This window comes from Candidatus Symbiopectobacterium sp. NZEC127 (assembly GCF_025962675.1).
Lineage (GTDB): Bacteria > Pseudomonadota > Gammaproteobacteria > Enterobacterales > Enterobacteriaceae > Symbiopectobacterium.
In genome coordinates, this window is the sequence record NZ_JAGFPG010000005.1 from 1 (window position 1) to 25,807 (window position 25,807).

23 protein-coding genes and 1 riboswitch are annotated in these 25,807 nt (G+C 55.0%); of the genes, 8 read left to right on the forward strand and 15 right to left on the reverse strand.

Annotation, left to right across the window (positions count from 1 at the left end):
- Positions 1 to 99: 99 nt before the first annotated feature.
- Both murI and btuB read right to left on the reverse strand, forming a co-directional pair.
- The gene (murI, locus tag J5069_RS17590) at positions 100 to 960 is read right to left on the reverse strand and encodes a glutamate racemase (RefSeq protein WP_264645096.1); all 861 of its coding nucleotides are present in this window, start codon (positions 958 to 960) and stop codon (positions 100 to 102) included.
- Entirely contained in the window at positions 905 to 2,752 is a 1,848-nt protein-coding gene (gene btuB / locus J5069_RS17595) for a TonB-dependent vitamin B12 receptor BtuB (RefSeq protein WP_264645097.1), read from the reverse strand. Before btuB ends, murI begins: the two co-directional genes overlap by 56 nt.
- Before the next feature lie 66 nt (positions 2,753 to 2,818).
- Positions 2,819 to 3,032, reverse strand: a riboswitch (cobalamin riboswitch).
- Positions 3,033 to 3,170: 138 nt separating this feature from the next.
- Between btuB and trmA the strand changes: the two genes are divergently transcribed.
- Positions 3,171 to 4,274 (forward strand): tRNA (uridine(54)-C5)-methyltransferase TrmA, encoded by a 1,104-nt coding sequence (gene trmA / locus J5069_RS17600; RefSeq protein WP_264628514.1) that lies wholly within the window; start codon positions 3,171 to 3,173, stop codon positions 4,272 to 4,274.
- Positions 4,275 to 4,419: 145 nt separating this feature from the next.
- Here trmA and J5069_RS17605 read toward each other — a convergent pair whose 3' ends face one another.
- Entirely contained in the window at positions 4,420 to 4,791 is a 372-nt protein-coding gene (locus tag J5069_RS17605) for a YijD family membrane protein (RefSeq protein ID WP_264645098.1), read from the reverse strand.
- Between the two features lie 108 nt (positions 4,792 to 4,899).
- Positions 4,900 to 5,535 (reverse strand): HTH-type transcriptional repressor FabR, encoded by a 636-nt coding sequence (gene fabR / locus J5069_RS17610; protein ID WP_196907442.1) that lies wholly within the window; start codon positions 5,533 to 5,535, stop codon positions 4,900 to 4,902.
- Positions 5,536 to 5,752: 217 nt separating this feature from the next.
- Between fabR and sthA the strand changes: the two genes are divergently transcribed.
- The gene (gene sthA / locus J5069_RS17615) at positions 5,753 to 7,171 is read left to right on the forward strand and encodes a Si-specific NAD(P)(+) transhydrogenase (RefSeq protein WP_264645099.1); all 1,419 of its coding nucleotides are present in this window, start codon (positions 5,753 to 5,755) and stop codon (positions 7,169 to 7,171) included.
- Here the strand turns inward: sthA and oxyR are convergent.
- Entirely contained in the window at positions 7,154 to 8,071 is a 918-nt protein-coding gene (gene oxyR, locus J5069_RS17620) for a DNA-binding transcriptional regulator OxyR (protein WP_264645100.1), read from the reverse strand. The two genes, sthA and oxyR, sit on opposite strands and share 18 nt — an antisense overlap.
- A 445-nt stretch (positions 8,072 to 8,516) precedes the next feature.
- On the opposite strand from oxyR, the gene J5069_RS17625 reads away from it, so the two are divergent.
- Positions 8,517 to 8,939, forward strand: a complete 423-nt coding sequence (locus J5069_RS17625; protein WP_264645101.1) for a hypothetical protein — start codon at positions 8,517 to 8,519, stop codon at positions 8,937 to 8,939.
- A 39-nt stretch (positions 8,940 to 8,978) separates the two neighbouring features.
- Here the strand turns inward: J5069_RS17625 and metF are convergent, their stop codons facing one another.
- The 9 genes from metF to metB all read right to left on the reverse strand — a co-directional run bounded on the left by metF (position 8,979) and on the right by metB (position 19,645).
- A complete protein-coding gene (metF, locus tag J5069_RS17630) occupies positions 8,979 to 9,872 on the reverse strand; it encodes a methylenetetrahydrofolate reductase (protein WP_264645102.1) in 894 nt (297 codons plus the stop codon).
- 175 nt (positions 9,873 to 10,047) lie between these two features.
- The gene (locus J5069_RS17635; protein WP_264645103.1) at positions 10,048 to 10,809 is read right to left on the reverse strand and encodes a phosphodiesterase; all 762 of its coding nucleotides are present in this window, start codon (positions 10,807 to 10,809) and stop codon (positions 10,048 to 10,050) included.
- Positions 10,810 to 10,852: 43 nt separating this feature from the next.
- Positions 10,853 to 11,857 (reverse strand): LacI family DNA-binding transcriptional regulator, encoded by a 1,005-nt coding sequence (locus tag J5069_RS17640; protein ID WP_264645104.1) that lies wholly within the window; start codon positions 11,855 to 11,857, stop codon positions 10,853 to 10,855.
- On the reverse strand, positions 11,854 to 12,660 hold the full coding sequence (locus tag J5069_RS17645) for an ABC transporter permease (RefSeq protein ID WP_264645105.1): 807 nt from the start codon (positions 12,658 to 12,660) through the stop codon (positions 11,854 to 11,856). The genes J5069_RS17640 and J5069_RS17645 overlap by 4 nt, the downstream gene beginning before the upstream one ends.
- Positions 12,657 to 13,496: an ABC transporter permease gene (locus J5069_RS17650; RefSeq protein ID WP_264645106.1), complete on the reverse strand. Its 840-nt coding sequence runs from the start codon at positions 13,494 to 13,496 to the stop codon at positions 12,657 to 12,659. Before J5069_RS17650 ends, J5069_RS17645 begins: the two co-directional genes overlap by 4 nt.
- A gap of 72 nt (positions 13,497 to 13,568) precedes the next feature.
- The gene (locus J5069_RS17655) at positions 13,569 to 14,702 is read right to left on the reverse strand and encodes an extracellular solute-binding protein (protein ID WP_413542254.1); all 1,134 of its coding nucleotides are present in this window, start codon (positions 14,700 to 14,702) and stop codon (positions 13,569 to 13,571) included.
- Position 14,703: 1 nt separating this feature from the next.
- Positions 14,704 to 15,903 (reverse strand): ABC transporter ATP-binding protein, encoded by a 1,200-nt coding sequence (locus J5069_RS17660; protein WP_264645107.1) that lies wholly within the window; start codon positions 15,901 to 15,903, stop codon positions 14,704 to 14,706.
- Between the two features lie 143 nt (positions 15,904 to 16,046).
- A complete protein-coding gene (locus J5069_RS17665; RefSeq protein ID WP_264645108.1) occupies positions 16,047 to 18,482 on the reverse strand; it encodes a bifunctional aspartate kinase/homoserine dehydrogenase II in 2,436 nt (811 codons plus the stop codon).
- Positions 18,479 to 19,645, reverse strand: coding sequence for a cystathionine gamma-synthase (metB, locus tag J5069_RS17670; protein WP_264645109.1), 1,167 nt, complete (start codon positions 19,643 to 19,645; stop codon positions 18,479 to 18,481). The genes J5069_RS17665 and metB overlap by 4 nt, the downstream gene beginning before the upstream one ends.
- A 186-nt stretch (positions 19,646 to 19,831) precedes the next feature.
- On the opposite strand from metB, the gene metJ reads away from it, so the two are divergent.
- Complete coding sequence (metJ, locus tag J5069_RS17675; RefSeq protein WP_196907435.1) at positions 19,832 to 20,149, forward strand: met regulon transcriptional regulator MetJ; 318 nt, start codon at positions 19,832 to 19,834, stop codon at positions 20,147 to 20,149.
- A 67-nt stretch (positions 20,150 to 20,216) separates the two neighbouring features.
- Here metJ and rpmE read toward each other — a convergent pair whose 3' ends face one another.
- Positions 20,217 to 20,432 carry a 50S ribosomal protein L31 gene (gene rpmE / locus J5069_RS17680; protein WP_195313079.1) on the reverse strand — a complete coding sequence of 72 codons (216 nt, stop codon included), beginning with the start codon at positions 20,430 to 20,432 and terminating at the stop codon, positions 20,217 to 20,219.
- A gap of 341 nt (positions 20,433 to 20,773) precedes the next feature.
- On the opposite strand from rpmE, the gene priA reads away from it, so the two are divergent.
- The 4 genes from priA to hslV all read left to right on the forward strand — a co-directional run bounded on the left by priA (position 20,774) and on the right by hslV (position 25,804).
- Positions 20,774 to 22,969 carry a primosomal protein N' gene (priA, locus tag J5069_RS17685; protein WP_264645110.1) on the forward strand — a complete coding sequence of 732 codons (2,196 nt, stop codon included), beginning with the start codon at positions 20,774 to 20,776 and terminating at the stop codon, positions 22,967 to 22,969.
- Positions 22,970 to 23,231: 262 nt separating this feature from the next.
- The gene (gene cytR, locus J5069_RS17690) at positions 23,232 to 24,242 is read left to right on the forward strand and encodes a DNA-binding transcriptional regulator CytR (protein WP_413542259.1); all 1,011 of its coding nucleotides are present in this window, start codon (positions 23,232 to 23,234) and stop codon (positions 24,240 to 24,242) included.
- An 80-nt stretch (positions 24,243 to 24,322) separates the two neighbouring features.
- Positions 24,323 to 25,186 (forward strand): cell division protein FtsN, encoded by an 864-nt coding sequence (gene ftsN, locus J5069_RS17695; protein WP_264645112.1) that lies wholly within the window; start codon positions 24,323 to 24,325, stop codon positions 25,184 to 25,186.
- 87 nt (positions 25,187 to 25,273) lie between these two features.
- A complete protein-coding gene (gene hslV, locus J5069_RS17700) occupies positions 25,274 to 25,804 on the forward strand; it encodes an ATP-dependent protease subunit HslV (protein WP_264645113.1) in 531 nt (176 codons plus the stop codon).
- Positions 25,805 to 25,807: the final 3 nt, after the last annotated feature.

A 25,807-nucleotide genomic window follows, 5' to 3' on the forward strand; every position in this document is an offset into this window, starting at 1 on the left:
TGCCGTGTCAGTGGAGGCGCAGTATAGACACTTCTCGTGCCCTGACAAGGGCTAATTTCAATTTTATTTCTGAGTGCCTACTATTCAGCCAAAAAGCCACTAAAGCGGTAGTTTTTCCAACGATTCAAAGCCGAAGCGCTGCAAAACGGGCCACAGGGTCGCCACTTTAGGCGTAATCGTCATGCAATAAGCCAGATTTTTTTCCGTGCTCAGGGCCGGTGGCTGTTCCAGGTTAGCGAGATGCCATGCCGTTCTTCTGGCGATTGCCGCCCCGGAATCCACCAGTCGCGTGCCGTTGGGCAACACCAACTGTAACTCTTCCGCTAATAAGGGAAAGTGCGTACAGCCAAGCACCACAGTATCCGGAGGCTCAGGCAATTTCAGCCAAGGGTGGAGAATTTGCTGCAATGCCAATAACGATACGTTATCTCCTTGCAACTTAGCCTCCGCCAGCTCCACTAACTCCGCCGACCCGAGCAGCAATATCTGGCAGTCCGTGGCAAAACGAGCAATCAGCTCGTGCGTGTAGGAGCGCTGCACCGTGGCACGCGTTGCCAGAACGCCGACGATGCCATTACGTGTCAATTTTGCGGCAGGCTTCACGGCAGGCACAACGCCGACTACCGGGAAGGTAAAACGCCCGCGCAATGCAGGCAGTGAAATGGTGCTTGCGGTGTTGCAGGCAATAACGACGGCGGCCAGTTGATGGCGCTGTTGTACCGCAGAAACGATTTGAACCACACGCTCAACAATAAAGTCTTGCGGTTTCTCACCGTAGGGGAACGCTTCATTATCGAAGGCGTAGATATAATGAAGATCCGGCAGCAACTGCCGAATCTCGTTATACACAGATAACCCCCCCACGCCGGAGTCAAACACCAAAACCGTGGGGCGGGCGGGCAGGTTAGAAGGTGTAGCTTCCGTTGAGATAGTACTCTCTTCCTGCCGTTTGATAGCCATATGCTGTCTCGTACTCTTTATCAAACAGGTTGGCGATTCTACCACGAACTGTAAGATGAGAGGTGACAGGATATGATACAGCGAGGTCCCAGAGACTTACGCCACCAAGTTTGACTGTTGGATTATCGAAAGTGGGAGTATAGACACCATAGTCTTTATCATAACGGCTACCCAGATAGTGATAGGTCACGCTCCAATCCAAGTCATACACCTGCCAGTCCAACTGATATTTAACTTGTTGTTTTGAACGGCGAGTCAGCGGCTCATCGGTAATGGCATTACGGGAATCAACGTAGTCATAGCTAATTCGATGGCCCAACAGACCTGTATCAAACGCTGCTGTTGCTTCAATTCCTTTGATTTTTGCTTTGCCGACATTTTCAAAAACGTAGCCCGTACTACTCGTTGCATCCATCAGGTTGTCGATATCGTTACGGTAGCCTGAAATACGCCACGTTACGGGGCCACTGAGTCCTTCAACCCCAGTTTCCCACTGTTTGCTTTCTTCTGGCTGTAGGTTGCGGTTGCTGTTATTTCGACCATATAGCTGCACCATATTTGGCGCTTTAAATGCAGTAGCATAGGAAGCAATCACGCGATAGCCTTCAATAAACTCCCAGGACGCGCCGGTTTGCCACGTGTTGTGCCAACCAAATTCTGAATGATCGTCACCACGCACAGACCCTTCAAGCACAATGGAATCAAAACGTTGCTGGCCTGTCAGATAAATGCCAGTATTGTTCTGGCTTTCCTCCCGCTTCACGTTGGTTGAATCCGGTTTGATGATCTGATCTTTCCAATCAACACCAGCGCTCACTGTACCTGCACCCAGTTGCAGCGTGTTGCCCCACTGCGCATTGTATTGCTGGGAATCTACTAACGTCCCACCGCTAGCATGTAGGCCTTTGCTCGGATCATAGTCATAATCCTTACTATGGCTATAGCTTCCAATCAACTGCGTGGAGTAAATCCCACTCTGGTAACGCAGTCCTGTATCCCATGTTTGGCTATAAAGCTGGCGAGTATCGACTGCATTGAAGTTGTCGTAATCGCTGCGGTTATCATAGCCATAGGCACGTAAAAAACCGCTAAACCGATCATCAAATTTGTGCTCAACCATACCGTACAGCGATTTACTCAAAAATCCGTCACGGTCGGGTTGCGCAGGCGAAGCGGTACCATAGGCAACAACATCAAAACCTTTGGTGTAGAGGTAATTCCCCGCCAACGTCGCTGTTGTACTGTCACCCAAGGCCTGTTGCGTTGCCGCATCGTAGGATTGATAACCTTTCGACCCCACGCCAGCCGTTAATGTAGTGCCATTCTTCTCTCTGGTTGTGATGATGTTGACTACACCACCGACAGCATCTGAGCCGTAGACCGCAGAACGTGCACCGCGAATATATTCAATGCGTTGTACTAAAGATATGGGGATTTGGCTAAGGTCTGATGAGCCACTGATACCTGCCTGATTTAAACGAATACCATCAACCAAAATCAGTACGTGACTAGAATTGGTTCCGCGAATAAACAGAGAGCTTTTTTGCCCCAACCCGCCATTCTGCCCAATATCCACTCCCGGCAAACGGCGCATCACGTCGGTCAGGCTCTTCGCCTGCCAGCGGTCAATATCTTCGCGAGTAACCACTGTTGTCGGTGCCAGCACCGTATTCACAGGCTGTTGAAAACGGTTAGCGGTAACCACCATGGTGTTGTTGTCAGTTTGCTGAGCCCAGCCGGAAAAAGCCGTAGCAGAGAGCGCCGCTAGCAGCGATAATTTTTTATAAGACATGTAGTTAGCATCCAAATCACATTGCGGATGCCGCATTACCACAATCGATAGCTCGCGACGATCGTGAACATTGCGACGTAAACCGGCAGGTCTTCGGGCTCGGGTGACATTGCTGTTGCAATCAGAAACGACGACTTCCCACCCGCAGGCAGTGTCTGCATTCAATGCTGTCGTTACTCTTCCCCTTACCGCTGCGCGTCAGCTCCAGATTTTCACTGGATTCCCTTTTAACTCACACTGCATTAGCACACAGTGCAATACCGGCACGCTATGCTACGATGGCCGCTTACGGATGTCTAGACTTCCACGATGTGAAATTACTCTCGCAGCAACAACGCTGGACATCCCTTCGAGATGCCCTACAATCCCGGCCAGTAACTTCTTTTCATCTTTTCATCGTTTTGTAGCCGAGAACACCATGACGCCAGAGAACCTGCCCATCGAACAGTATGACGACCAGCTTGCGGAAAAGACGGAACGTCTACGGCAGATGATGGTGCCCTTTGCTGCGCCAGAGCCAGAGGTGTTCCGTTCCCCGGTGAGTCATTACCGTATGCGGGCCGAGTTTCGCATTTGGCACGAAGGGGACGATCTCTACCACATCATGTTCGATCAGCAGACCAAACAGCGGATCAGAGTCGATCAATTCCCTGTGGCCAGCGCGTTGATTAATCAGCTCATGCCCATTCTGGTCGATGCACTACGCAACGATGTGATACTGCGCCACAAGCTGTTTCAGATTGACTATCTGTCGACGATGAGCGGTGAAATCGTGGTGACGTTTATCTACCACAAAGCGTTAGATGACGCGTGGCAACAACAGGCACGCGCGCTGCGCGATACACTGCGCGCTCAGGGATTCGCTCTGCAACTGATTGGCCGGGCAACAAAAACTAAAATATGTCTCGACAGAGATTATGTTGATGAACGCCTGCCAGTCGCCGGGCGTGAGATGACCTACCGCCAGGTTGAAAACAGCTTCACCCAGCCCAATGCCGCCATCAATATCCAAATGCTGGAGTGGGCGCTGAAGGCTACCGCGGGATCAACAGGCGATCTGCTTGAGCTTTATTGCGGCAACGGCAACTTCTCATTGGCACTGGCGCGTAATTTCAACCGTGTATTGGCTACCGAGATCGCCAAACCGTCTGTCGCCGCAGCACAATTCAATATCGCCGCGAACCAGATTGATAACGTGCAGATTATTCGTATGGCGGCGGAAGAATTCACTCAAGCGCTACAGGGTAAGCGTGAATTTACCCGTTTGCAGGGTATCGATTTGTCCGAGTATCAATGCAACACCATTTTTGTCGATCCGCCACGCAGTGGCCTGGACGACCAAACGCTGTGCATGGTGCAGGGTTACTCGCGTATTCTCTACATTTCCTGCAACCCGGAAACCTTGTGCAACAACCTGGCCCAACTCACGACGACCCACCGTATCACTCGTCTGGCCTTGTTCGATCAGTTTCCCTACACCCATCACATGGAATGCGGCGTGCTGTTAGAGAAGAAGGCGTAACCGCCCACCTCCGTCATTCCCGCGAAGGCGGGAATCTCTTACAGTAGAGACGCGTTTATTCTGGCAGAGATCCCCGGCTTTCGCCGAGGATGACGGAGAGGAGAGTCGAGGATGACGAGGAGTAAAGTGACTTTGTCCGTAGTCATCAGGATGCAGGCGCGTCGTCTACCGGGCGGCGCTTTTTAAGCCGCAAACCAATCCAGAACACCAACACAACGCACAGTAACGAAGGCAGGAAGTTGGAGCCAATCTGCGGATATTCAACGCGAACCAATGCGCTATACAGCAGCAACCCCAACAAAAAGCAGGCGGCGGCCAGCAGCGGTATGCCTTCAGGCATCTCAATATTGAGGTAACGCTGGTGCAGGCAGTAAACCGAGAGCACCAGGGCAATCAGCGGAAAGACGGAAAAGGGCACGATTGAACTGAACAAGGCGGCAAAGGAACCATTGACCGACAAACCGGCGATCAATGCCAAAACCAGGGTGCCTTTTTCTTGATGAGGGTATTTTGTCATGATGTCTCCCGTAGTTTTAAACACTCAAGCGTTTTAAACACTCAGGAACACGATGAGACGCCTACCGCGTACCGCCTAACAGAGGGAAATGTCACCTCAGGCTCGCTGCTACACGTCAGAAGTATTCACTTCCTTCTCATGTTCCTTTCTGTACCAGTAGTAAGCCCCTTTGGCGATCAGGCGTAATTGCAGCACCAGGCGCTCTTCCAATTGCCGCCGCTGTTCAAGCCCTACGTCCAACGCCTCTGCGCCAGCGCTAAACACAATCGTAACCATAGCCTCAGACTGGGCCTCCGCAAATTCACGCGGGATATGATTTTCCACTTCAAGGTAATCCGCCAGCTCCGCAATAAAATGCTGGATTTCACGGGCGACAGCAGCACGAAACGCGGCGGAGGTGCCCGAACGTTCACGCAGCAACAGGCGAAACGCATTGGGGTTATTGCCAATGAACTCCATAAAGGTGGCGACCGACGTGCGAATAACGCTACCGCTTTTGGCAATGCGCTGGCGTGCCTGTCGCATCAGTTGACGCAACATCAGGCCGCTTTCATCGACCATCGTCAAACCCAATTCATCGACATCGCGGAAGTGGCGATAAAAAGAGGTAGGAGCGATGCCCGCCTCACGCGCGACTTCGCGCAAGCTCAGGCTGGCGAAACTCCGTTCGGCACTGAGTTGACTGAAAGCAGCTTCGATTAAGGAACGGCGAGTGCGTTCTTTTTGTTGTGCTCTGACACCCATATTTTGTGTTCCGACACCCATATTCAGCTGACACCATTCGCTTTCCTTTCCAGGAAAGCACTATAGCAAACTTTACTTACGACATACTGAGACAAAGTTTGCCATATTGAAAATGAGACAGAGGATTGTCATACCAGCAACAGGGATAAATTGGGTTATGAACGCGGCAGTGTTACAATAGCGTTATCGGCTTGTATAAAAACAGGATTACCCTACCATGACACAGCAAGCACAGACTCAGCAACCGTTTGATTATGACGCCATCATCATTGGTTCCGGCCCAGGCGGCGAAGGGGCCGCGATGGGGCTGGTAAAGCAGGGTGCCAGAGTGGCCGTCATCGAGCGATATAACAACGTCGGCGGCGGGTGTACGCACTGGGGAACCATTCCCTCCAAAGCGTTGCGCCATGCCGTCAGCCGTATTATCGAATTCAACCAGAACCCGCTGTACAGCGATAATGCACGCCCTATTCGCTCCTCGTTCTCCGATATCCTGCGCCACGCAGACAGCGTTATCGGCCAGCAAACCCGCATGCGGCAGGGTTTTTACGAACGTAACCATTGCGAAATATTTTCGGGTGAAGCGCATTTCATCGATGAACACACGGTTTCCGTACAGTATCCCGATAATATGCAAGATACGCTTACCGCCGCCCACATAATCATTGCCACAGGCTCACGCCCCTACCACCCGGCAAATGTAGACTTTGCGCATCCCCGTATTTACGACAGCGATTCCATTCTGGAGCTGGATCACGAGCCCCAACACGTGATTATTTATGGCGCAGGCGTGATTGGCTGTGAATATGCCTCGATCTTTCGCGGCCTGAGCGTAAAAGTGGATCTGATCAACACCCGCGATCGCCTGCTGGCGTTTCTCGATCAGGAAATGTCAGACGCCCTTTCCTACCATTTCTGGAACAACGGCGTTGTCATTCGCCATAACGAAGAGTTCGAATCGATCGAAGGCACCGCTGACGGCGTCATTGTTCACCTTAAATCCGGTAAAAAGATGAAGGCCGACTGCTTGCTGTACGCCAATGGCCGCACCGGCAATACCGAGACGTTAGGGCTGGAAAAAATCGGTTTGGTGCCCGACGGACGCGGCCAGTTGAAGGTCAACAGTATGTACCAAACCGCGCTGGCACACATCTACGCGGTGGGTGACGTCATCGGCTATCCCAGCCTGGCTTCGGCAGCCTACGATCAGGGACGGTTGGCGGCGCAGGCCATCGTCAAAGGCGATGCCAGTGCCCACCTTATCGAGGATATCCCGACCGGGATCTACACCATTCCGGAAATCAGTTCAGTGGGGAAAACCGAACAGGAGCTTACTGCGATGAAAGTGCCCTATGAGGTTGGGCGAGCGCAGTTCAAACATCTGGCGCGGGCGCAAATCGTCGGTATGAACGTGGGGAGCCTGAAGATACTTTTCCACCGAGAAACCAGGCAAATCCTCGGCATTCACTGCTTCGGCGAGCGCGCGGCGGAGATTATTCACATCGGCCAGGCCATCATGGAGCAAAAAGGCGAAGGTAATACTATCGAATATTTCGTTAATACAACCTTTAATTACCCAACGATGGCCGAAGCTTACCGGGTGGCGGCACTCAACGGGTTAAACCGCCTGTTTTAATGCACTGTCCAAATAGTGCTGCATGTGTTCCCGCACGGCGTCCGCCAACTGTTCATAGCGACCGCGCAGTGGCGATCCAGGGCGGTACACCAGCGCGACAGTTCGCTTCGGCTCCGGCTTGTAGCACGGCAAATAACAGACGCCATCGCGCTGGCGCTCATGAGGCACCGCCAGTGAAGGCAGCAAGGTGATACCACTGCCGGCGGCAACCATGTTGCGCAGCGTTTCCAGGCTGGTGGCGCGAAAATGCGTATCTTCATCGGCCCCTGCCTGGAAGCAGAACCCCAGCGCCTGATCGCGCAGGCAGTGCCCATCTTCCAGCATCAGCAGTTTTTCACCGGCCAGATCCGACATGGCAACGCGCTCACGGTTTGCCCACGGGTGATCCTGATAAATTGCCAGTTTCATGGGTTCATCAAACAATGGTACTTCGATAAACGCTTCCGATTCCTTGACCATCGCGAGAATGGCGCAGTCCAGCTTGCCGCTATCCAGATGTGTCAGCAGTTGATGGGTCTGCGCTTCATGCAGGTACATTTCCAGCTTGGGGAACGTGCGGTGCAGCATGGGAATGATATGCGGCAACAGGTAAGGCCCAACGGTGGGGATCAGCCCAATATGCAGCGGGCCAGACATGGTCTCTCCCTGCTGGCTCGCCATCTCTTTAAGTACTTTGACTTCGCGCAGCACGGTTCTTGCCTGTTCGACCAGTAGCAAGCCAGCCTGAGTAAACAACACTTTTCTGCTGGTGCGCTCCAATAACATCACGCCCAGTTCATCTTCCAGTTTACGAATTTGACCGCTGAGCGTCGGTTGGCTGACATGACAGGAGTCCGCTGCACGCCTGAAATGACGGTGTTCAGCTAACGCCACCAGATACTCTAGATCCCGAATGTTCATTTATCATTATCCTTAACACGATAGCCAAAAACGATAGGTAGGATACCAATCAATGGTAAGCCCTATCAACAAAGAAAACGTTTGGTTCCCGACAACAACGGTATCTTATCGGTTAAAAAAATATAACCAGCGACGGCGTTAAGAAAATGAAGTTTGTTTCACTATTGAAATTTTATAAAACCTTCACTGCTGGATAATCACAAGATGCCAAATATTAAAAACACACAAAGCCGACACACTTTACCGAGGTCGTGGTAATAACATAGCGCATCAATAATGACATAATTATTTTACCCTGCAACATATCAATGAAGCTTGAATAAAAAGTGGAATCAAGCCGAGCGTTTACCTGTCACATCGTGCGATGTAGTAGCGAAATTTAGTACTCCATCAGCGTCAATCGCGTTAAGGTCCAAGAAAGACTGTAAACTGAGAAAGAATATTAATGAAAATATACCAGCAAGGGAGATGTCATCACTCACGCTTACCGGCGGACAAGCATGTCAGAAACAGTGATATCAATGACTTAATTTTGAGGTTATGGCGAGTTAAATCAATGCCCGATAATCCCCCGCCATTGCGTACTAAGAGAAAACAAGAACTCGAATCCATATTAAAAAATACGCGAAGATGTTTAGAGATTATTATCAATAATCCTGAAAAGCATAACTTTAGTAAAATTCCCCGGCTGGATAAGCTGGAGGTAAAAACCTATGGCTATATTCTCGATGAGCGGGCCAAAGACTACGACACGGAATCAGATTCTGAGATGTCACTCTGTGAATCAGAGTCAGAACCGGAGAGCAAGGATCGCCCGACAACCAGCAAAGCGACGAGGGAAAGAGGAAAAGAAAAACGCACGTTATGACAATGCGTGACGATCACGCACTGTCATAGAGGTTTACGATCAGTTAGCAGCAGGTCTTACACCCAGTGTGTGGCAGATCGCATAACTCAACTCTGCACGGTTGAGCGTGTAGAAGTGGAAATCCTTTACCCCCTCACGACTCAGAATTTTCACCATGTCCATGGCGATGGCCGCGCCCACCATCTTACGGGTGTCCGCATCGTTATCCAGCCCATCGAACATTGCCGTCATCCAGTTCGGCACACGCACGTTCGTCATGGTGGCGAAGCGTTGCAGCTGTTTGAAGTTGGAGACCGGCAGAATACCCGGCACAATCTCCACATCAATGCCGGTTGATACACAGCGATCGCGAAAACGTAAATAGCTTTCTACATCGAAAAAGAACTGCGTGATGGCGCGATTAGCACCTGCATCAATCTTTTTCTTCAGGTTGATCAGATCGGCCTGCGCGCTTTTGGCTTCCGGGTGAACTTCCGGATAAGCCGCGACCGAGATATCAAAATCACCGACGCTTTTAAGCAGGCTCACTAAATCGGCGGCATACATGTCCGGTTTGCCCCCTTCCTGCGGCAAATCCCCACGCAGCGCCACAATGTGGCGAATACCGCTCTGCCAGTAATCCTGTGCGATTTCACGCAGTTGCTCGCGGGAGGCATCAATACACGTCAGGTGCGGCGCAGCTTCCAGCCCGGTACGCTCTTTGATCGTCTTGATAATGCTGTGAGTGCGGTCGCGTTCGCCAGAGTTTGCGCCGTAGGTAACAGAAACAAACTTGGGTTTCAGGTTGCTCAGGCGATCAATTGAGTTCCACAGCGTTTCTTCCATTTCACTGGTTTTCGGCGGGAAAAATTCAAAAGAAACATTGATTTGCCCCTGGAGCTCCGCCAGGCTTTGATTCAGCGCTTCCCGCTGGTTTGCGTGAAAAAAACTCATACCCTTGCCACCCTTGTCGTCACGTTACCGTCATGATTTATCGAACGTCTATACGTTTAGACGTCTATATAGAAAATGACGGAATCTCAACCAAGAGTCAACGAATTTCGTTTAAAAGCTGTTGATGATTGCTCAAGGTAAATGAATTTTTTTCATCATGTTGTCCAGCCTCGCGTCAAAGGGCGGGAACGTCATTGAAATGCACCGTATGCCCTTGCGCCGTTACCCAGAAAACAGCGTATTGCGGCGTTTCCTGACTGACCTCAAAACCGGGTACAAAACGCAGTGCCGACTGATGGTTAGTACCGCGCACTGTACTAAAGGTGATACCGCGCCAGTTACCGCTGGCAGGGCGATGCACATGGCCTGCGGCTATATGCCGCACATTGCCATAACGCAAACAGCATTGATGCAACGCATCCGCAGCGTCCGGCGCTAACCGCACCTCATCCAGCGACGGCAAGCCGATGGGCATCGGCGGATGATGTAAAAACAACAATACGGCTTTGTCCTGAGCTCGGCGCAGTTGGTCTTCCAGCCACTGTAAGCGCGTACTGCACAGGTTTCCCGCAACATCACCACTTTGCAATGAATCCAGCATAATCACGCAGTGATCGCCGAGGTTCGTGACATTTTGGATAAAACCGTATTCATCTGCCAACGCGGGAAACGCACGCAAAAAAGCCGCTCGATCATCATGGTTACCCAGCGTCACGCGCCAGGGAACCTGCAACTCAGCCAGCGTGTCAGCGAGGGCAGCATAAGATGCCGCGCTGCCATCATCAGAAAGATCGCCGGAAATAACCACCAGCGCAGCGTCACGCTGGTGCGTATTAATATCCGCGACGGCGGCCTGAAAGTGTTGTAGCGGATCGCGCCCGTGCAACACACGGCCAGGCGTCGTTAAATGAAGGTCGGAGAGCTGAATGATTTTCATGGTTTCCCTTTGTGCATCATCAAGAGTGGCATGTTCAAGCGAGTCAGGCCGATTGACGACGCACCAGCGGCGCGCTGACTTCGGCTTTGCTGGTCGGTGCCTGCGGCTGTGCTTGTCGACGTTCCAGCAGCCGTAGCGCCTGCGCCGCCATCACCACCGGATCCTGACGGAAGGTGGTCAGCGAATAGGCATCCCAACCTGCGGCAGGAATATCATCGAAACCAATAACCGCCAGATCGTCTGGCACTGATAATCCTCGCTGACGCGCGCAATCAATAACGCCAAACGCCATCAAATCATTGATGCAGAACACGGCATCCGGCCAATCCACCGGCGACTGCGCGAACAGAGACTGACAGGCACCAAGCCCCCCCGCGTAGTCTGATTCAGCGCCACGTACCGTACTGACGTCCAATCCCAGCGTGCGCGCTTCATCGCAAAACGCCTGTTCACGTTCAACAATGTTCGGTGTCGCCGAGGCACAGCCAATCAGCGCCACCTGTTTTTTACCATCAGCGGCGAACAAGCGCGCCGCCGTGCGTGCCGCCGTGTCATTGTCGATATGCACGCTGTCGCAGGCGTCTTCATTGCGCCCAATGACGATCAACGGCTGGCCGTTCAACTGCGCCAGTTCAACAAATTCCTGCGGCGGTGAGCCAGATAAAACGATAGTCGCTTCAGCACGATGGCCGAACAGAATCGAACGTGCCGCCGCCATCGCACCGCGCGTGTGTCCGGTGTTGATCAGCACCGGAATCGAACCACGCTGAATGAGCGCCTGAGAAAGTGCCGCCACAAGATTGGCGCGGAACCCCACTTCCGGCTGTGTGACCACCAAACCCACCAAACGGCTGCCGTTCGCCAGCAGACCACGCGCCAAATCGTTGACCTGATAGCCCAGTTCCTGCGCCGCCGTCATCACTTTAGCGTAGGTCTCTGCCGAGACGCTTGCGCCCGGTGTGAAGCTGCGCGACACCGCCGAGCGCGATACGCCTGCCCGGCGCGCCACATCCTGCGCGCTGACATAGCGCTGTTTGTTGATACTCATTTACCGATCCTCGCCAACACGTCCGCTTTTAGGAAACGTTCCACCACCAGCATGAAAACGATGGAAGGCACCAGCAATACCAGCGCGGTTATCGACGCAATCTGGTAATTTCCGCCCGCCCCGGCGCTGTAAAGCATCAGCGGCATCATCTGCACATCCGGCGCGCCGACAAAGTAGCTGCCGGTGAATTCATCCAGCGATTCCAGAAAGACAAAAATGGCCGCCGCCATCAGCCCCGGAAGTGCTTGCGGCAGGGAAATATCGATAAACGTGCGCCACGGTCCGGCCCCAATGGAGCGCGCGGCCTGTTCCATCTCGCGGCTGATGGCAGCAAACGCCGCTGAGGCAATCCACACCGCAAACACCAGCCCGTGCACCGTATGTACCAGCACCACGCCAAACAGCGTGCCGTTCAGCCCCCACTGATAAAACAGGCGGGCGATATTCACATACACCGTCAGATTGGGAAACGCTTGTGGAATCAGAAAAACCAGCAGAATAACGCCGCGCGCAGGCAACGCCAGCCGCGCCAGCGCATACCCGGCGGGAATAGCCAGCGCCAGCGAGGCCAGCACCGTGAATATCGCCACCAGTACACTGTTGCCCAGCGCTTCCCAGGCAACGCTGCGCGCCGAGAACACGCGCCGCCAGAAGGCAAAACCCCATTCATTGGGCAGCAGGTGCGGATAAAACCATTTTTCCGCCACCGCCCACAGCAGCAGGTTAGCCAACGGACCAAAGATAAGAAAAATCAGCACGCCCAGAATAAGCGCCGGGGCAATCCATCCGAATACGCGTCTCATGCTTTCTCCCTCATGCTGATACGCAGATAGATAACCGCAAATACCGCCGTCATTAGCAGTGAGATGGCACCCAGCGCATTCGCTACGCCGTAGTCTCCATAGGCATTGATACGAAAGGCAATATTAGCGCTCAGCAGCGTCGGGGATTGCGCATTGATCATCAGCGGCACCGACAGCACCGACATCATGGTCACGAAAGAGAGAATCAATCCGGTCAGCAACGTGTGCCACACCTGCGGCACCACAATTTCGAACAAAATACGCAGCCGCCCCGCGCCGAGATTGCGCGCCGACTCCATCGTCGCACGGTCCAGCGATGCCATCGCGCCGGAGACCAACAGCGCCACAAACGGCGTCTGTTTCCAGACAAAAGCAAACACGATACCGCGCCAATCGAGCCAGTTACTGGCGCTGGCGATATCGACGATGCCCACCATATCCAGGGCGCCGTTTAGCCAGCCGTTCTTAGCCAGAAAGGTACGTAAAATCTGTCCGGTGACGATAAACGGAATAAACAGCGGCCAGCGATAAACCCAGCGCAGCAGTGCGACCCAACGCGGATTTTCACCCAGCGTCAGGTAGCCGCCGATCAACACGGAAAACAGACCGATCAGTAACGTAGACACGCCAACAATCAGCAGGGTAAACAGAATATCCGGGGTATAGAGCGTCAGTGCGGTAACAAAATTGGCACCGCCGATGCCCTGCTCGCTGACAAAGGCGCCGCCAACGGACAGCCCAAGCGGTGCGATAAAGCACAGCGCCACCACCAGCAGCGCAGGCAGCACCAGCGCAATGCCAGCCAGACGAGAAGAAAAAGAAGGGAGTGGTAACATGCGGCTCTCCCCTTCCCGGCCAGACGGGCCGGGAAGGATGCTATCAATAGATCGGGTCAATAAAGCGGGCGATTACTGCGCCATCGCGTGCTCATAAGCATTGAGGATCGCCGCGTTATACGGCGCGATGGGGAAGGTTTTCCCTTTCGTCGCCAGATCCTGCGGCGAAATATCGGTAAACAGACGCTGCCAGACTTCCGGCTTCAGCGCCGATTGTACGTATTTGGCATCAATGCCCGGATACCAGTTGAAACGCTCAACAATGCCTTGCGCCTGCACTTTCGGGCTGGTGGCGAGTTCGACAAACTGCTGGGCCAACTCGCGATTGGGCGCTTGCGCCGGGATCACGTAGTGCATCGGCTGACCGGGCATACCCGGAGCAGGCAGCAGCAGTTTGAAATTATCCGGCAACTGGCCGTTGGCTTTCCACGAGTAGAACATGTCTACCCACACCGGACCGATGGCAATCTCACCCCGGCTCAGCATATCCAGCGTGCCCGCATTGCCCGGCGTCAGGGTAACGTTTTTATTGAACGCTTTCAGGCGGTCAAAGGCCGGTTGCCATTTCTGCGCTTCCGTTTCTTCAAACGGGCCGTTCATCAGCTTATTGGCATCGCCGCCGTAAGCATAAACCCATCCCATCACGAAGCTGACACCCGACGCGCCCCCTTTAATGCCGTTATAGCCAAACTGTTTTGGGTGTGCCGCTGCCCACTGTTGCAGTTCGTCATAGCTTTTCGGCGGATTCGGCACCAGCGCCGGGTTATAGGCCAGTGCGGTTTGGCTGCTGAACATCGGCATCACATAGCCTTTGACATCACTGCCTAACGCTTTGTCTGCCGCCGCCATGGTCACCAGCTTGCCGCTGGCAATCGCATCACGGTATTGCAGCAGTTGGCCGCCCTTCACCATCGGGCCGACAAATTTTTCATGCACCACGGCAACGTCGGTATCCCAGACTTTGCTGCCTGCGGCTTGCTGCGCGTTAAAGCGCTCGAGGATCTTCTGTGAACCTGCATCGCCCGGCCCAGTACCAACGGCTCTGACCTTGACGCCCGGATGCTGTTGCTCAAACAGCGGCCCCAGATAGTCGTTCACATAATCGACCATGTTTTGATCGCCAGCCGTCAGCACGGTCAGCTCTTGCGCCTGCGCGGCAGAAAGTGAAGCGCCCATCATGAGCGTTACAGCAAAAATGCGTTTCATGTCAGTGGTCTCCAGTACAAGATTGGGTAGTCAGGCCGGGAAGCGAATCGTGAGAAGGGGAAGCAGAAGCCAGTGATGTTGCAGTGAACGGGGCTGATGCATCAGATGCCGAAAACAGAAACAGCGCCTCAGCCGGGATCTGTACCTCAACGCGCTGACCAACGGCATAAGGCGCAGAGGCATGCACCTGCATCCGCCATACACCGCTGACAACCGTGTGCTGCCAATGGCCGCCCGGATAGCTTTGTGCCAACACCGTGCCCTGACGCACCAGCATGCCGGGAGCCGCTGGCGGCGCTTGTGTTGCATCGTAGAGCTGTGCAGCTTCGGCGCGAAAGCGCGCTTCTACCATGCCGGGTTGCAACGTCGAATGCCGTGGCACCAGCGCCGCGCCCTGCTCATCGCCGCGCAGCGTCAACCTGTCGCCGTCATAATAGGCCTCCAGCATCAGCTGGTTTTCAGCCCCCATAAACGCCGCGACAAAGGCACTGGTTGGGTGGTGATACACCTGTTGTGGACTGCCCGCCTGCATCACACGTCCTTGGTGCAGAATAACGATGCGATCCGCCATCACCATGGCTTCTTCGCGATCGTGCGTCACGTGAATCGCCGTGAGGCCCAGACGCTGCTGCAAGGCGCGAATCTCGTCGCGCAGTTGCAAGCGAATGCGGGTATCCAGATTGGAGAGCGGCTCATCAAGCAGCAAGATGTCTGGCTGTATCGCCAATGCTCGCCCCAAGGCTACGCGCTGGCGCTGGCCGCCGGAGAGCTGTGCCGGTTTGCGCTCCCCCAACCCGGTCAGTCCCAGCATGCTTTCAAGCTGGGTCACGCGGCGCGCGATCTCCGCTCTCGGCAGGCGCCGTAATTTGAGGCCGTAGGCAATGTGCTGTGCCACCGTCATATGCGGCCACAGCGCGTAGCTTTGAAACACCAGCGCCATGCCGCGTTTTTCCGGCGGAAAGTGGGTAATATCCTGGCCGTTGACCAGAACCGCACCGGCATCCGGCGAGGAAAATCCAGCAATAGTGCGCAGCAAGGTGGTCTTGCCACAGCCAGAGGCACCGAGCAGCGCGACAAATTCACCTTGAGCAATCTCCAGGTGAATATCATTTAAAACAGGCGTAGCACCGTACCCGGCATGCAGATGCGCGAGCGTAATGTGCGGCGTTAGCGCGGCGGAAGAAGACGTTGTGTTTTGCACACCTGTGCACCCAAACAAACCTTTCGATGGCGCTGATTGTCCGGGGTAATGATGTCAACGACGTGTTAACGCCATGACATTTCAGTGACAGGATGAAGAGGAATAGCGGTGGTCAACAACCACCGCTAGCAAGAGAAGAGGCCTTACAGCAGTTGCGCCAATCGGTTGAGATCCGACTGAATTGCCCCGGCCGTTACATCGCGTCCGGCACCCGGCCCGCGGATCACCAGCGGATTGTCGCGATACCACCGGCTTTCGATAGCGAACACGTTGTCACAGGGCAGCAGAGAAGCCAGTGGATGATCGGGTCGTACCGCTTCCACGCCCACGCGCGCCTTGCCGCTGACATCGAAACGCGCCACGTGACGCAGCACCAATCCCATCTCCTGTGCCGCTTCCAGACGCTGTACCATCTGCTCGTTCAGCGAATCGCCATTTTCGAAAAACTGATCGATTGACCCCGCTTCACTGCCCGCAGGCACCAGCGATTCCACCCGTACCTGATTAGGTTCGATGTCATAGCCCGCTTCGCGCGCCAAAATAACCAGTTTGCGCATCACGTCCTGCCCGGAAAGATCGACGCGCGGGTCCGGCTCCGTCAGCCCCTGTTGCCAGGCCTGATCCACCAGCTCGGTGAACGGGACGCTGCCATCAAATTGCAGGAACAGCCACGACAAAGTGCCGGAGAAGATACCGCTGATAGCCAGAATACTGTCACCGCTGTCGCGCAGATCGTGCACCGCATAGTTCACCGGCAGCCCTGCACCCACGGTGGCGTTATACAGCCAGTGACGCCCGGTTTTGGCAAAGGCATCGCGAATCTGGCGATAACGATCGCCGCTGGAGGCGCCCGCAATCTTGTTGGCGCTGATCACATGAAAACCGTAGCTGGCGAAATCAAGATAGAGATCCGATACCGCTTCGCTGGCGGTTACATCCAACACCACCAGGTCGTCATAAGGATGAGCACGCATCCATAGGAACAGGTCTTCACCATCACGTTCCTGCGCTTCATCATCAAAGAAGGCCAGCACGCGACTGGCTTCCAGCCCGTCGTAGTTCAGCAGGCTACGCGTACTGTCTACCACGCCCGCCAGCACAAACTCAAAGCCGGTACGCGCCGAGATCAGCGCCTGCTCGCGCGCAAACAGCTCCAGCCAGCGGGAACCAATATTGCCTTTGCCGAACAGCACCAGTCCGATCCGTTTTTCTGCGCGGAACAATGAGTGGTGCAAACCGCGAATCAAATGCTCGGTCGGCCCCACGCGCAGCACCGCCACCAGGCTGATACCATCTTCGGACTGCCAGACAAACTCGATAGGCTGATCTTTCAACTGCTGATAAAAACGGTGGCTGTGCAACGGGTTACGACACACACCGGCCCCGACCATGGCTACCAACGCCAACCCTTCACGCAGAGTGAACGTCACTGGCAACCCCGCCTTTTCCAATGCCTGCCAGGCGCTGTCCACCACTTCCGAGGTGTAACACAGTTGCACCAGATTGCGATCGGCATGGACACCAATCGCCAGCGGACGCACTTGCGCACGGCTGACGAATTGTTCAATCTCTTTGTGCACGCGCGCAAAATCATGCTGTGTGGGAATCTGCACGTCGATCAGGCAAACGTCATCGTGGCTGGTGACAATCTTCGCCCCCGTGCCCGACGCTAACACGCGCTCAATGCGCGTAGAGCCTTGTTCCGGGTTGTAACTGCAACGCAGTTGCAGATCGATATCGCTCGCAGACACCGGCTGCAAGGTGCGCGCATGCAGCACCGGTGCCGCCAGACGCGCCAGTTCGCTGGCCTCATCAAGGCGCAGCAAAGGCAGCAGACAGGCATCTTTCACCTTACGCGGGTCGGCGCTGTAAACACCGGCAACATCGCTCCAAATGGTCACGCGCTCTACACCCGCCAGCGCACCGATTTGCGTCGCCGAATAGTCACTGCCGTTGCGCCCCAGCAATACCGTCTCACCGGCCTCGTTGCGGCTGATAAAACCGGTCACCACCAGCCGTTGCCCCAGATGCTGCGTCAACAGCTGTTGCAGCAGCGGCCAGGAGCGCCCTTCGTCCACCTGTGGCTGTGCGGAGCGTTCAGCGCGTAAGAAATCGCGAGCGTCCAGCCAGTTGGCGTCGATATTGCTCAAGTTCAATACCGCCGACATCAGGCGCGCAGACCAAATTTCACCGTGCCCCACCACTTCGGCATAAACCGCATCGGTCACGCCACCATCCAGCAGCGCCGCCAGACGCTCCAGATCGCGGATAAAAAGCGAGGTCAGCCGCTCTGCGGCATCCGCAGGCAGCAAGCCGGCAATCAAATCGCTTTGGTAACGACGCAACGCCTGCTGCACCTGATGGGCAGAAAGGCGATCGCTCTGGCTCAGTTTGAGCCAGCTAATCAGTTGGTTCGTTGTGCCGCCTGCGGCTGACACCACCATCAAATCACCAGGGCGGCTGTACTCCGCCATGATCCCCGCAACGCGTTGATAACACTTCACATCTGCCAGACTGCTGCCGCCAAATTTATGCAGTTGGCGGCCAGAAACCGCCGCTGATACGCCTAACGCACTCATGCTGCTCCCTCAGTTGCCACCCGGAATGCCCGATCCAGATCGGCAACCAGATCGTCACCGTCTTCAATGCCGACCGAAATACGCAGCAGGGTTTCAGAGATACCCGCTGCTGCACGCGCTTCCGGCGCCATGCCCGCATGGGTCATGGTGGCCGCATGAGAAATCAGGCTTTCCACGCCGCCCAGCGATTCCGCCAGCGTAAACAGTTCCAGCTCACCCAGGAAACGGCGCAGGGTGTCTTCATCCCCGTCCAGTTCAAAACTCAACATGGCACCGAAACCGGACTGCTGACGACGCGCAATCTCATGGCCTGGGTTGTTCGGCAGCGAAGGGTGATAAAGCTTTTTCACCAGCGGCTGCGTTTGCAGGTAATCAATCAGTTGCAGCGCATTTTTCTGCGCGGCGGCCATACGCGGGCCGAGGGTGCGCAGCCCGCGCAGCAGCAGGTAGCTGTCAAACGCCGCTCCCGTCACACCGATATTGTTCGCCCACCAGGCCAGCTCGGTCACGAGCGCCGGGTCTTTGGCAATCACTGTACCTGCCACCACATCGGAGTGACCATTGAGATACTTGGTGCAGGAGTGCACCACCAAATCCGCCCCCAATGCCAGCGGACGCTGCAACGCCGGGCTCAGGAAGGTGTTATCCACCACGCTGACCGCACCGGCTTCACGCGCTGCCTGACAAATGGCGGCGATATCCACCACGCGCAGCAGCGGGTTGCTGGGGCTTTCCACCAGCACCAGTTTGGGTTTCTCTTCCAGCGCCGCTGCCAGCGCAGCCGCGTCGCCCTGATCGACAAATTTTACGCGGAACGCGCCGCGCTTGCTCAGGCTGTCAAACAAACGGTAGCTGCCGCCATAGCAATCATGAGGCGCAACCAACACATCACCCGGACGCAGAAAAACGGTGCACACCAGCAAAATGGCTGACATGCCGCTGCTGGTCATTACCGATCCAGCCCCGCCTTCCAGTTCCGCCAACGCACGCTGCACCACATCACGCGTCGGGTTACCGCGACGCGAGTAGTCATGGGCTCTGGGCTGGTTGAAACCGGTGAAATTGTAGGTGCTGGAGAGATGAATCGGCGGAACCACACAGCCGTATTGTTCATCATCATTAAGTCCGCTACGAACGGCGATCGTTGCTTGTTTACGCGTCATGGTCATTTTCCTAACTGGCGGCAGGGTATAGGCTCTCAAGAGTAATCCCAAGCTCAACGGACGTCAATACATCTAGACTTCTAAACTTCTTTGCGTATAGATTGAGCATTGACGGAAATCCCGTTAGAATTACCCTCATATCATGACGGTTTTATCTTCCCGACGACTATATTTTTAAGGTATCCCATGGCTGAGTGGAACGGCGAGTATGTCAGCCCTTACGCTGAACACGGTAAAAAGAGCGAGCAAGTTAAAAAGATCACGGTCTCGATTCCGCTTAAAGTGCTGAAAATCCTGACTGATGAGCGCACCCGACGTCAGGTCAATAACCTGCGCCATGCAACCAACAGTGAATTGTTGTGCGAAGCGTTTCTGCACGCATTTACCGGTCAGCCGCTACCGGATGACCACGATTTGCGTAAAGAGCGCAGCGATGAAATCCCTGAAGTGGCCAAGGCGATCATGCGCGAGATGGGGATTGACCCGGATACGTGGGAATATTGATCGGTTGATCGGACGGTAGAAACAATAAAGGCACCCTTGGGTGCCTTTATTGTTTATGCGGGGACGCTTATTTTTTGCTGCCCGGCACGCTGAAACGCTTGTTGAAGCGCTCAACACGACCACCGGTGTCAACAACACGTTGTTTACCGGTATAGAACGGGTGGCATTCGCCACAAACGTCCAGGTTCAGATCGTGACCCACGGTAGAATGGGTTTTGATAACGTTACCGCAAGAACACGTTGCAGTAATTGCGACATAATTCGGGTGAATACCTTTTTTCATGGCAAACCTCTGTTAAGGCCGTGTCGCTATCCAGCCCTGTTTCGCCAGACACCACACGAAGTTAAGTACTGTAAGCACAGTACTGTACATTGACTACTTACGATCAGTATACGCTTCGCCATCGCGCCGGTCATTACACCACGCATAGCAAAGTCGTATAAAGGCGGCGAATCATACAGAAATTAGCCAGCCGATGCAATCAGGTAACACATTTTAGTCTGCAACCTGTACACTGGCGGCGCAAGCCCCCATGACGTCCGCAGCGCGGTAACCCATCGTGCCGCCGGACTGCGCTGTGCAGGGAAAACAGCATAGCGCCAGAGTTATCAGCCGGAGAAAGCATGTCCATCGTTCAGGTCGCATTGCCCGTGCCACTGGCACGCACATTCGATTACCTGCTGCCCGCAGGCATGTCGCCGTCGCCGGGCGTGCGCGTCAGCGTGCCTTTTGGCAACCGCAAGGCAATTGGTATTGTCGTGGCATGCAGCGATCGCAGCGAACTTCCGGTAGAACAGCTCAAATCCATTCACGACGTACTCGATGCGCAGCCGCTTTTCCCTGACAGCCTGTGGCGCATTCTGCTCTGGGCCGTGGGCTACTATCACTATCCGATAGGTGAAGTGCTGTTCCACGCCTTACCGATTTTGCTGCGACAGGGCAAACCGGCCCATCGCGCCCCGCTCTGGCAGTGGTTCGCCACCGAACAAGGCAAGGCCACGCCGCTCGCCACGCTGGCGCGGGCCCGCAAACAGCAGCAGGCACTGGCGGCCCTGATACAGGGTGCGTTGTACCGCCATCAGGTGACTGAATCCGGCCTGACGGAAACCGCATTGCAGGCGCTGCGCGCCAAAGGGTTGTGCGATCTCAAAGCCATCGAGGCAGAGGTGCGGGACTGGCGTGACCAGCCCATCACCCATGATGAGCGGCTGCGCCTCAATACCGAGCAGGCGACCGCCGTGGGTGCCATTCGCAGCGAAGACAGCCATTTTACCACCTGGCTGCTGGCGGGGATTACCGGCTCTGGCAAAACCGAGGTGTACCTGAGCGCGCTGGAAAACGTGCTATCACAAGGCAAGCAGGCGCTGGTGCTGGTGCCCGAGATCGGCCTGACGCCACAAACCATTGCCCGTTTCCGCGCACGCTTCATCGCGCCGGTGGATGTGCTGCACTCTGGACTGAACGACAGCGAGCGCCTGGCGGTTTGGCTACGCGCACGCAGTGGAGAATCCGCGATTGTCATCGGCACCCGCTCCGCACTGTTTACCCCGTTTGCCCGTCTGGGAATGATCATCATCGATGAAGAGCACGACGGCTCGTACAAACAACACGAAGGATGGCGTTATCACGCGCGTGATTTGGCGGTGTTCCGCGCCAGAGAGGAAAATATTCCCATCGTGCTGGGCTCCGCCACGCCGGCGTTGGAAACGCTCTACAACGTGCAGAACGGTAAATACCGTCAGCTTACGCTGCGCAAACGCGCGGGCAATGCACAACCTGCGCGCCAACATATCCTCGATGTCAAAGGATTACCGCTCACCAGCGGCCTGTCACAGCCGCTGATTACCCGCATTCGCCACCATCTTGAACACAATAATCAGGTCATCCTGTTTCTTAACCGCCGGGGTTTTTCGCCGGTGGTGATGTGTCACGAATGCGGTTGGATCGCCGAATGCCAGCGCTGCGAGCACTATTACACCTATCACCAGCAGCAGCGTCAGCTCCGTTGCCACCATTGTGACAGCCAGCGTCCGGTGCCGCAGCAGTGTCCGCACTGCGGTTCAACGCACTTGGTGCCAGTTGGCTTGGGCACCGAGCAGTTAGAGGAGTCGCTGACGTCGCTGTTCACCGACGTACCGATTACCCGTATCGATCGCGATACCACCAGCCGCAAAGGCATGCTCGAACAGCAACTGGCGCAGGTACGTCAGGGAGACGCACGCATTCTTATCGGCACGCAGATGCTGGCAAAAGGGCATCATTTCCCTGATGTCACGCTGGTGGCGCTGCTGGATGTTGACAGCTCGCTGTTTTCTGCCGATTTTCGCGCCACAGAACGTTTTGCCCAGTTGTATACCCAGGTTTCCGGACGCGCCGGACGCGCCGGGAAAAGCGGCGAAGTGGTGCTGCAAACCCACCATCCTGACCATCCGTTACTGCAATTGCTGCTACAAAAGGGTTACGACGCCTTCGCCAGCCAGACGCTGAAAGAGCGCCAGAGCGTGTTTCTGCCCCCCTACACCAGCCACATTCTGTTCCGCGCCGACGATCACGATAATCAGCATGCGTCGCTTTTCCTCCAGCAGCTGCGCAACCTGCTGGAAAGTAGCCCGCTCAAGGATGATGCGCTCTGGCTGCTCGGCCCGGTTCCCGCATTGCAACCCAAACGCGCCGGGCGCTTTCGCTGGCAATTGCTGTTGCAGCATCCTTCCCGCGCCACGCTTCAGCGTGTCGTCAAAGCTTCACTGCCGCTGATCCCGCTCCTGCCCGAGGCGCGAAAAGTGAAATGGGTGTTGGATGTCGACCCCACCGATAACTGATCGCCGACGTTAACACACCGCGAAAAAATGCGAACGGTGCCGAAAAAACGACATCCGTCACATCTTTTATGCAATCGGAGCAGCAAAACTTGCGCGCCATCTGTTAAGCGTATGCAGAGAAACAGTATCCTTAGCACAAAAGGTGGTATAAGCCTGTCGGGCAAAAAATTGGGCGGTGTGCGTGCCGCCGTCTTGTTCGCCAATCGCATACGATGCAAGGAGAACCGCGTTGGACTATAAAAATGACACCACGCCGGCGACGATGAAAGACGTGGCAGAGGTCGCTGGTGTGTCGACGGCCACGGTCTCCCGAACGTTGATGAACCCGGAGAAGGTTTCCAGCCAAACGCGTAAGCGGGTTGAACAAGCCGTGCTCACTGTCGGTTACGCGCCGCATGCGCTTGCCCGTCATGTAAAACGCAGCGAGTCACGCACGCTGCTCGCTATCGTGCCGGATATTTGCGATCCTTTTTTCACCGATGTGCTGCGCGGTATCGAAGAAACCGCCGCAAAACAAGGCTATCTGGTACTGATTGGCGATTGCGCCCACCAGCATCACAAAGAAAAATCCTTCGTGGATTTGATTATCACCAAGCAGATTGATGGCATGTTGCTGCTCGGAGCCAATCTGCCGTTTAGCGCCAGCAAAGAGGAACGGCGCAACCTGCCGCCGATGGTGATGGTCAACGAGTTCTCACCCGACCTGGAATTGCCGACGGTGCACATCGATAATCTCACCGCCGCCTTTGATGCCGTTTATTATCTGCACCGACTCGGGCATCGTCGTATTGCCTGTATCGCGGGTCCTGAAAACATGCATCTGAGCGAATACCGTTTGCAAGGGTATATTCAGGCGCTGCGCCGCAGCGGTATTCAAGTGGATAATCAGTATATCTATCGCGGCAGCTTCAGTTATGAAACCGGCATCAATGGGCTAATGATGCTGATGAAGCACCCGGCACCGCCCAGCGCCATATTTTGCCACAGCGACATGATGGCGATGGGCGTGCTCTCTCAAGCGAAAAAAATGAAGCTGGATGTTCCGAAAGACCTGTCGCTGGTGGGTTTTGATGATATCGAGCAGGCACAATACTGTTTCCCAGCGCTCACCACCGTCGCGCAACCCCGCTATGAACTGGGGTGTGAATCCATGCATCTGTTATTGGAACAATTGCAGGGCCATTCGGTGCCCAGCGGTTCACGGTTACTCAACAGCAAACTGGTTATTCGTGACAGCACGGCCACGCCAAATTACGCTCGTTATCGGGTTTAAGAATTCCGGTGCTGGTCAAAGTTTTTAGGGTTCAGTAACATGCTCCCTAAATCTTTCATTTCATTTGTAGCGAAACGACAGTGGCACAACGAGATTACGTCAGCCGTGGGCGCTCAGGCGCACGACGAAAAAAGACAACCAGTCGAAGAGGAGGCTCTTCGTCGGGCGTCTCTAAGTTTATGATAATGCTGGCTGTTGCCGTGCTGGTAACCTTTGCTGGCGGGCTCTATTTTATCGCCAACAACAAGCCTGCCGAGTCGCCGGTGTTACCGCGCAGCGCCACTAACAACGGCAATGGCCTGCCGCCGAAGCCGGAAGAGCGCTGGCGTTATATTAAAGAACTGGAGAATCGTCAGTTGGGTGTTCCTGAGCCGACGGCGCCCAATTCCGGTGGAGAAATCAAATCACCGGTCCAGCTTACGCAAGAACAGCGCCAACTGTTAGAGCAGATGCAGGCGGATATGCGCCGTGCGCCGACGCAGTTGTCAGAAGTGCCTTATAACGATCAAACGCCGGTGCCCCGCTCTCAGGTCACGGTTACCACGCCCAAAACCGTGGTGGTACCGCCGGTGGCGACCACGCCGACGGTGACTCAGCCGCCTGTGAGTGCGCGTGCGCCTGTCACCGCCCCCGTGACACAGCCCGCCACGCCTAAGCAGGAAGCGCAAAAACCGGTGGAAACCGCGAAGCAGCCGGAAGCGCCCAAACCAGAAAAAGCGCAGCGCTGGATGGTGCAGTGTGGTTCGTTTAAAACGCTGGAGCCAGCGGAATCAGTGCGCGCGCAGTTGGCGTTTGCCGGTATCGAAAGCCGCATCGCCAGCAGTGGCGGCTGGAATCGCATCACATTAGGGCCGTATAAAGATCGTGCCACCGCCGACAAAATGTTATCGCGCTTGAAAGATGCAGGCGCAGCAAACTGTATTCCTCTCGCTGCCGGGGGTTGAAAACCCCCACCTTTTCCCCCATCTACAACATCAATATGCCCCGCATCGCTGTGGGGTTCTTCTTCCTTATCTAGCGGGGATCGACACGTGACAACTATAGTAAGTGCACGTCGCAACGGCCACGTGGTGATTGGCGGCGACGGCCAAGCCACATTGGGCAACACGGTTATGAAGGGCAACGTGCGTAAAGTGCGCCGCCTGTATAACGACAACGTCATCGCTGGCTTTGCGGGCGGCACCGCCGATGCGTTTACGCTGTTCGAGCTGTTTGAACGCAAGCTGGAACTGCATCAGGGCCATCTGGTCAAGGCCGCCGTAGAATTGGCAAAAGACTGGCGCACCGATCGTATGCTGCGCCGTTTGGAAGCACTGCTGGCCGTTGCCGATGAAAAATCATCACTCATCATCACCGGTAATGGCGATGTAATTCAACCGGAAAACGATTTGATTGCTATCGGTTCTGGTGGCCCCTATGCGCAAGCCGCAGCCAGAGCACTGTTGGAGAACACCGAGCTTAGCGCACGCGAGATCGTTGAAAAGTCGCTGGGTATCGCAGGCGATATCTGCATCTACACCAACCAGTTCCACACGATTGAAGAATTAGCCTCAAAGGCGTAAGGA

What these genes read in the sequence shown, in the direction of transcription:
- murI (WP_264645096.1), bottom strand. Translation starts at nt 960, where the DNA reads ATGGCTATCAAACGGCAGGAAGAGAGTACTATCTCAACGGAAGCTACA.
- btuB (WP_264645097.1), bottom strand. Translation starts at nt 2,752, where the DNA reads ATGTCTTATAAAAAATTATCGCTGCTAGCGGCGCTCTCTGCTACGGCT.
- trmA (WP_264628514.1), top strand. Translation starts at nt 3,171, where the DNA reads ATGACGCCAGAGAACCTGCCCATCGAACAGTATGACGACCAGCTTGCG.
- J5069_RS17605 (WP_264645098.1), bottom strand. Translation starts at nt 4,791, where the DNA reads ATGACAAAATACCCTCATCAAGAAAAAGGCACCCTGGTTTTGGCATTG.
- fabR (WP_196907442.1), bottom strand. Translation starts at nt 5,535, where the DNA reads ATGGGTGTCAGAGCACAACAAAAAGAACGCACTCGCCGTTCCTTAATC.
- sthA (WP_264645099.1), top strand. Translation starts at nt 5,753, where the DNA reads ATGACACAGCAAGCACAGACTCAGCAACCGTTTGATTATGACGCCATC.
- oxyR (WP_264645100.1), bottom strand. Translation starts at nt 8,071, where the DNA reads ATGAACATTCGGGATCTAGAGTATCTGGTGGCGTTAGCTGAACACCGT.
- J5069_RS17625 (WP_264645101.1), top strand. Translation starts at nt 8,517, where the DNA reads ATGAAAATATACCAGCAAGGGAGATGTCATCACTCACGCTTACCGGCG.
- metF (WP_264645102.1), bottom strand. Translation starts at nt 9,872, where the DNA reads ATGAGTTTTTTTCACGCAAACCAGCGGGAAGCGCTGAATCAAAGCCTG.
- J5069_RS17635 (WP_264645103.1), bottom strand. Translation starts at nt 10,809, where the DNA reads ATGAAAATCATTCAGCTCTCCGACCTTCATTTAACGACGCCTGGCCGT.
- J5069_RS17640 (WP_264645104.1), bottom strand. Translation starts at nt 11,857, where the DNA reads ATGAGTATCAACAAACAGCGCTATGTCAGCGCGCAGGATGTGGCGCGC.
- J5069_RS17645 (WP_264645105.1), bottom strand. Translation starts at nt 12,660, where the DNA reads ATGAGACGCGTATTCGGATGGATTGCCCCGGCGCTTATTCTGGGCGTG.
- J5069_RS17650 (WP_264645106.1), bottom strand. Translation starts at nt 13,496, where the DNA reads ATGTTACCACTCCCTTCTTTTTCTTCTCGTCTGGCTGGCATTGCGCTG.
- J5069_RS17655 (WP_413542254.1), bottom strand. Translation starts at nt 14,702, where the DNA reads ATGAAACGCATTTTTGCTGTAACGCTCATGATGGGCGCTTCACTTTCT.
- J5069_RS17665 (WP_264645108.1), bottom strand. Translation starts at nt 18,482, where the DNA reads ATGAGTGCGTTAGGCGTATCAGCGGCGGTTTCTGGCCGCCAACTGCAT.
- metB (WP_264645109.1), bottom strand. Translation starts at nt 19,645, where the DNA reads ATGACGCGTAAACAAGCAACGATCGCCGTTCGTAGCGGACTTAATGAT.
- metJ (WP_196907435.1), top strand. Translation starts at nt 19,832, where the DNA reads ATGGCTGAGTGGAACGGCGAGTATGTCAGCCCTTACGCTGAACACGGT.
- rpmE (WP_195313079.1), bottom strand. Translation starts at nt 20,432, where the DNA reads ATGAAAAAAGGTATTCACCCGAATTATGTCGCAATTACTGCAACGTGT.
- priA (WP_264645110.1), top strand. Translation starts at nt 20,774, where the DNA reads ATGTCCATCGTTCAGGTCGCATTGCCCGTGCCACTGGCACGCACATTC.
- cytR (WP_413542259.1), top strand. Translation starts at nt 23,232, where the DNA reads ATGAAAGACGTGGCAGAGGTCGCTGGTGTGTCGACGGCCACGGTCTCC.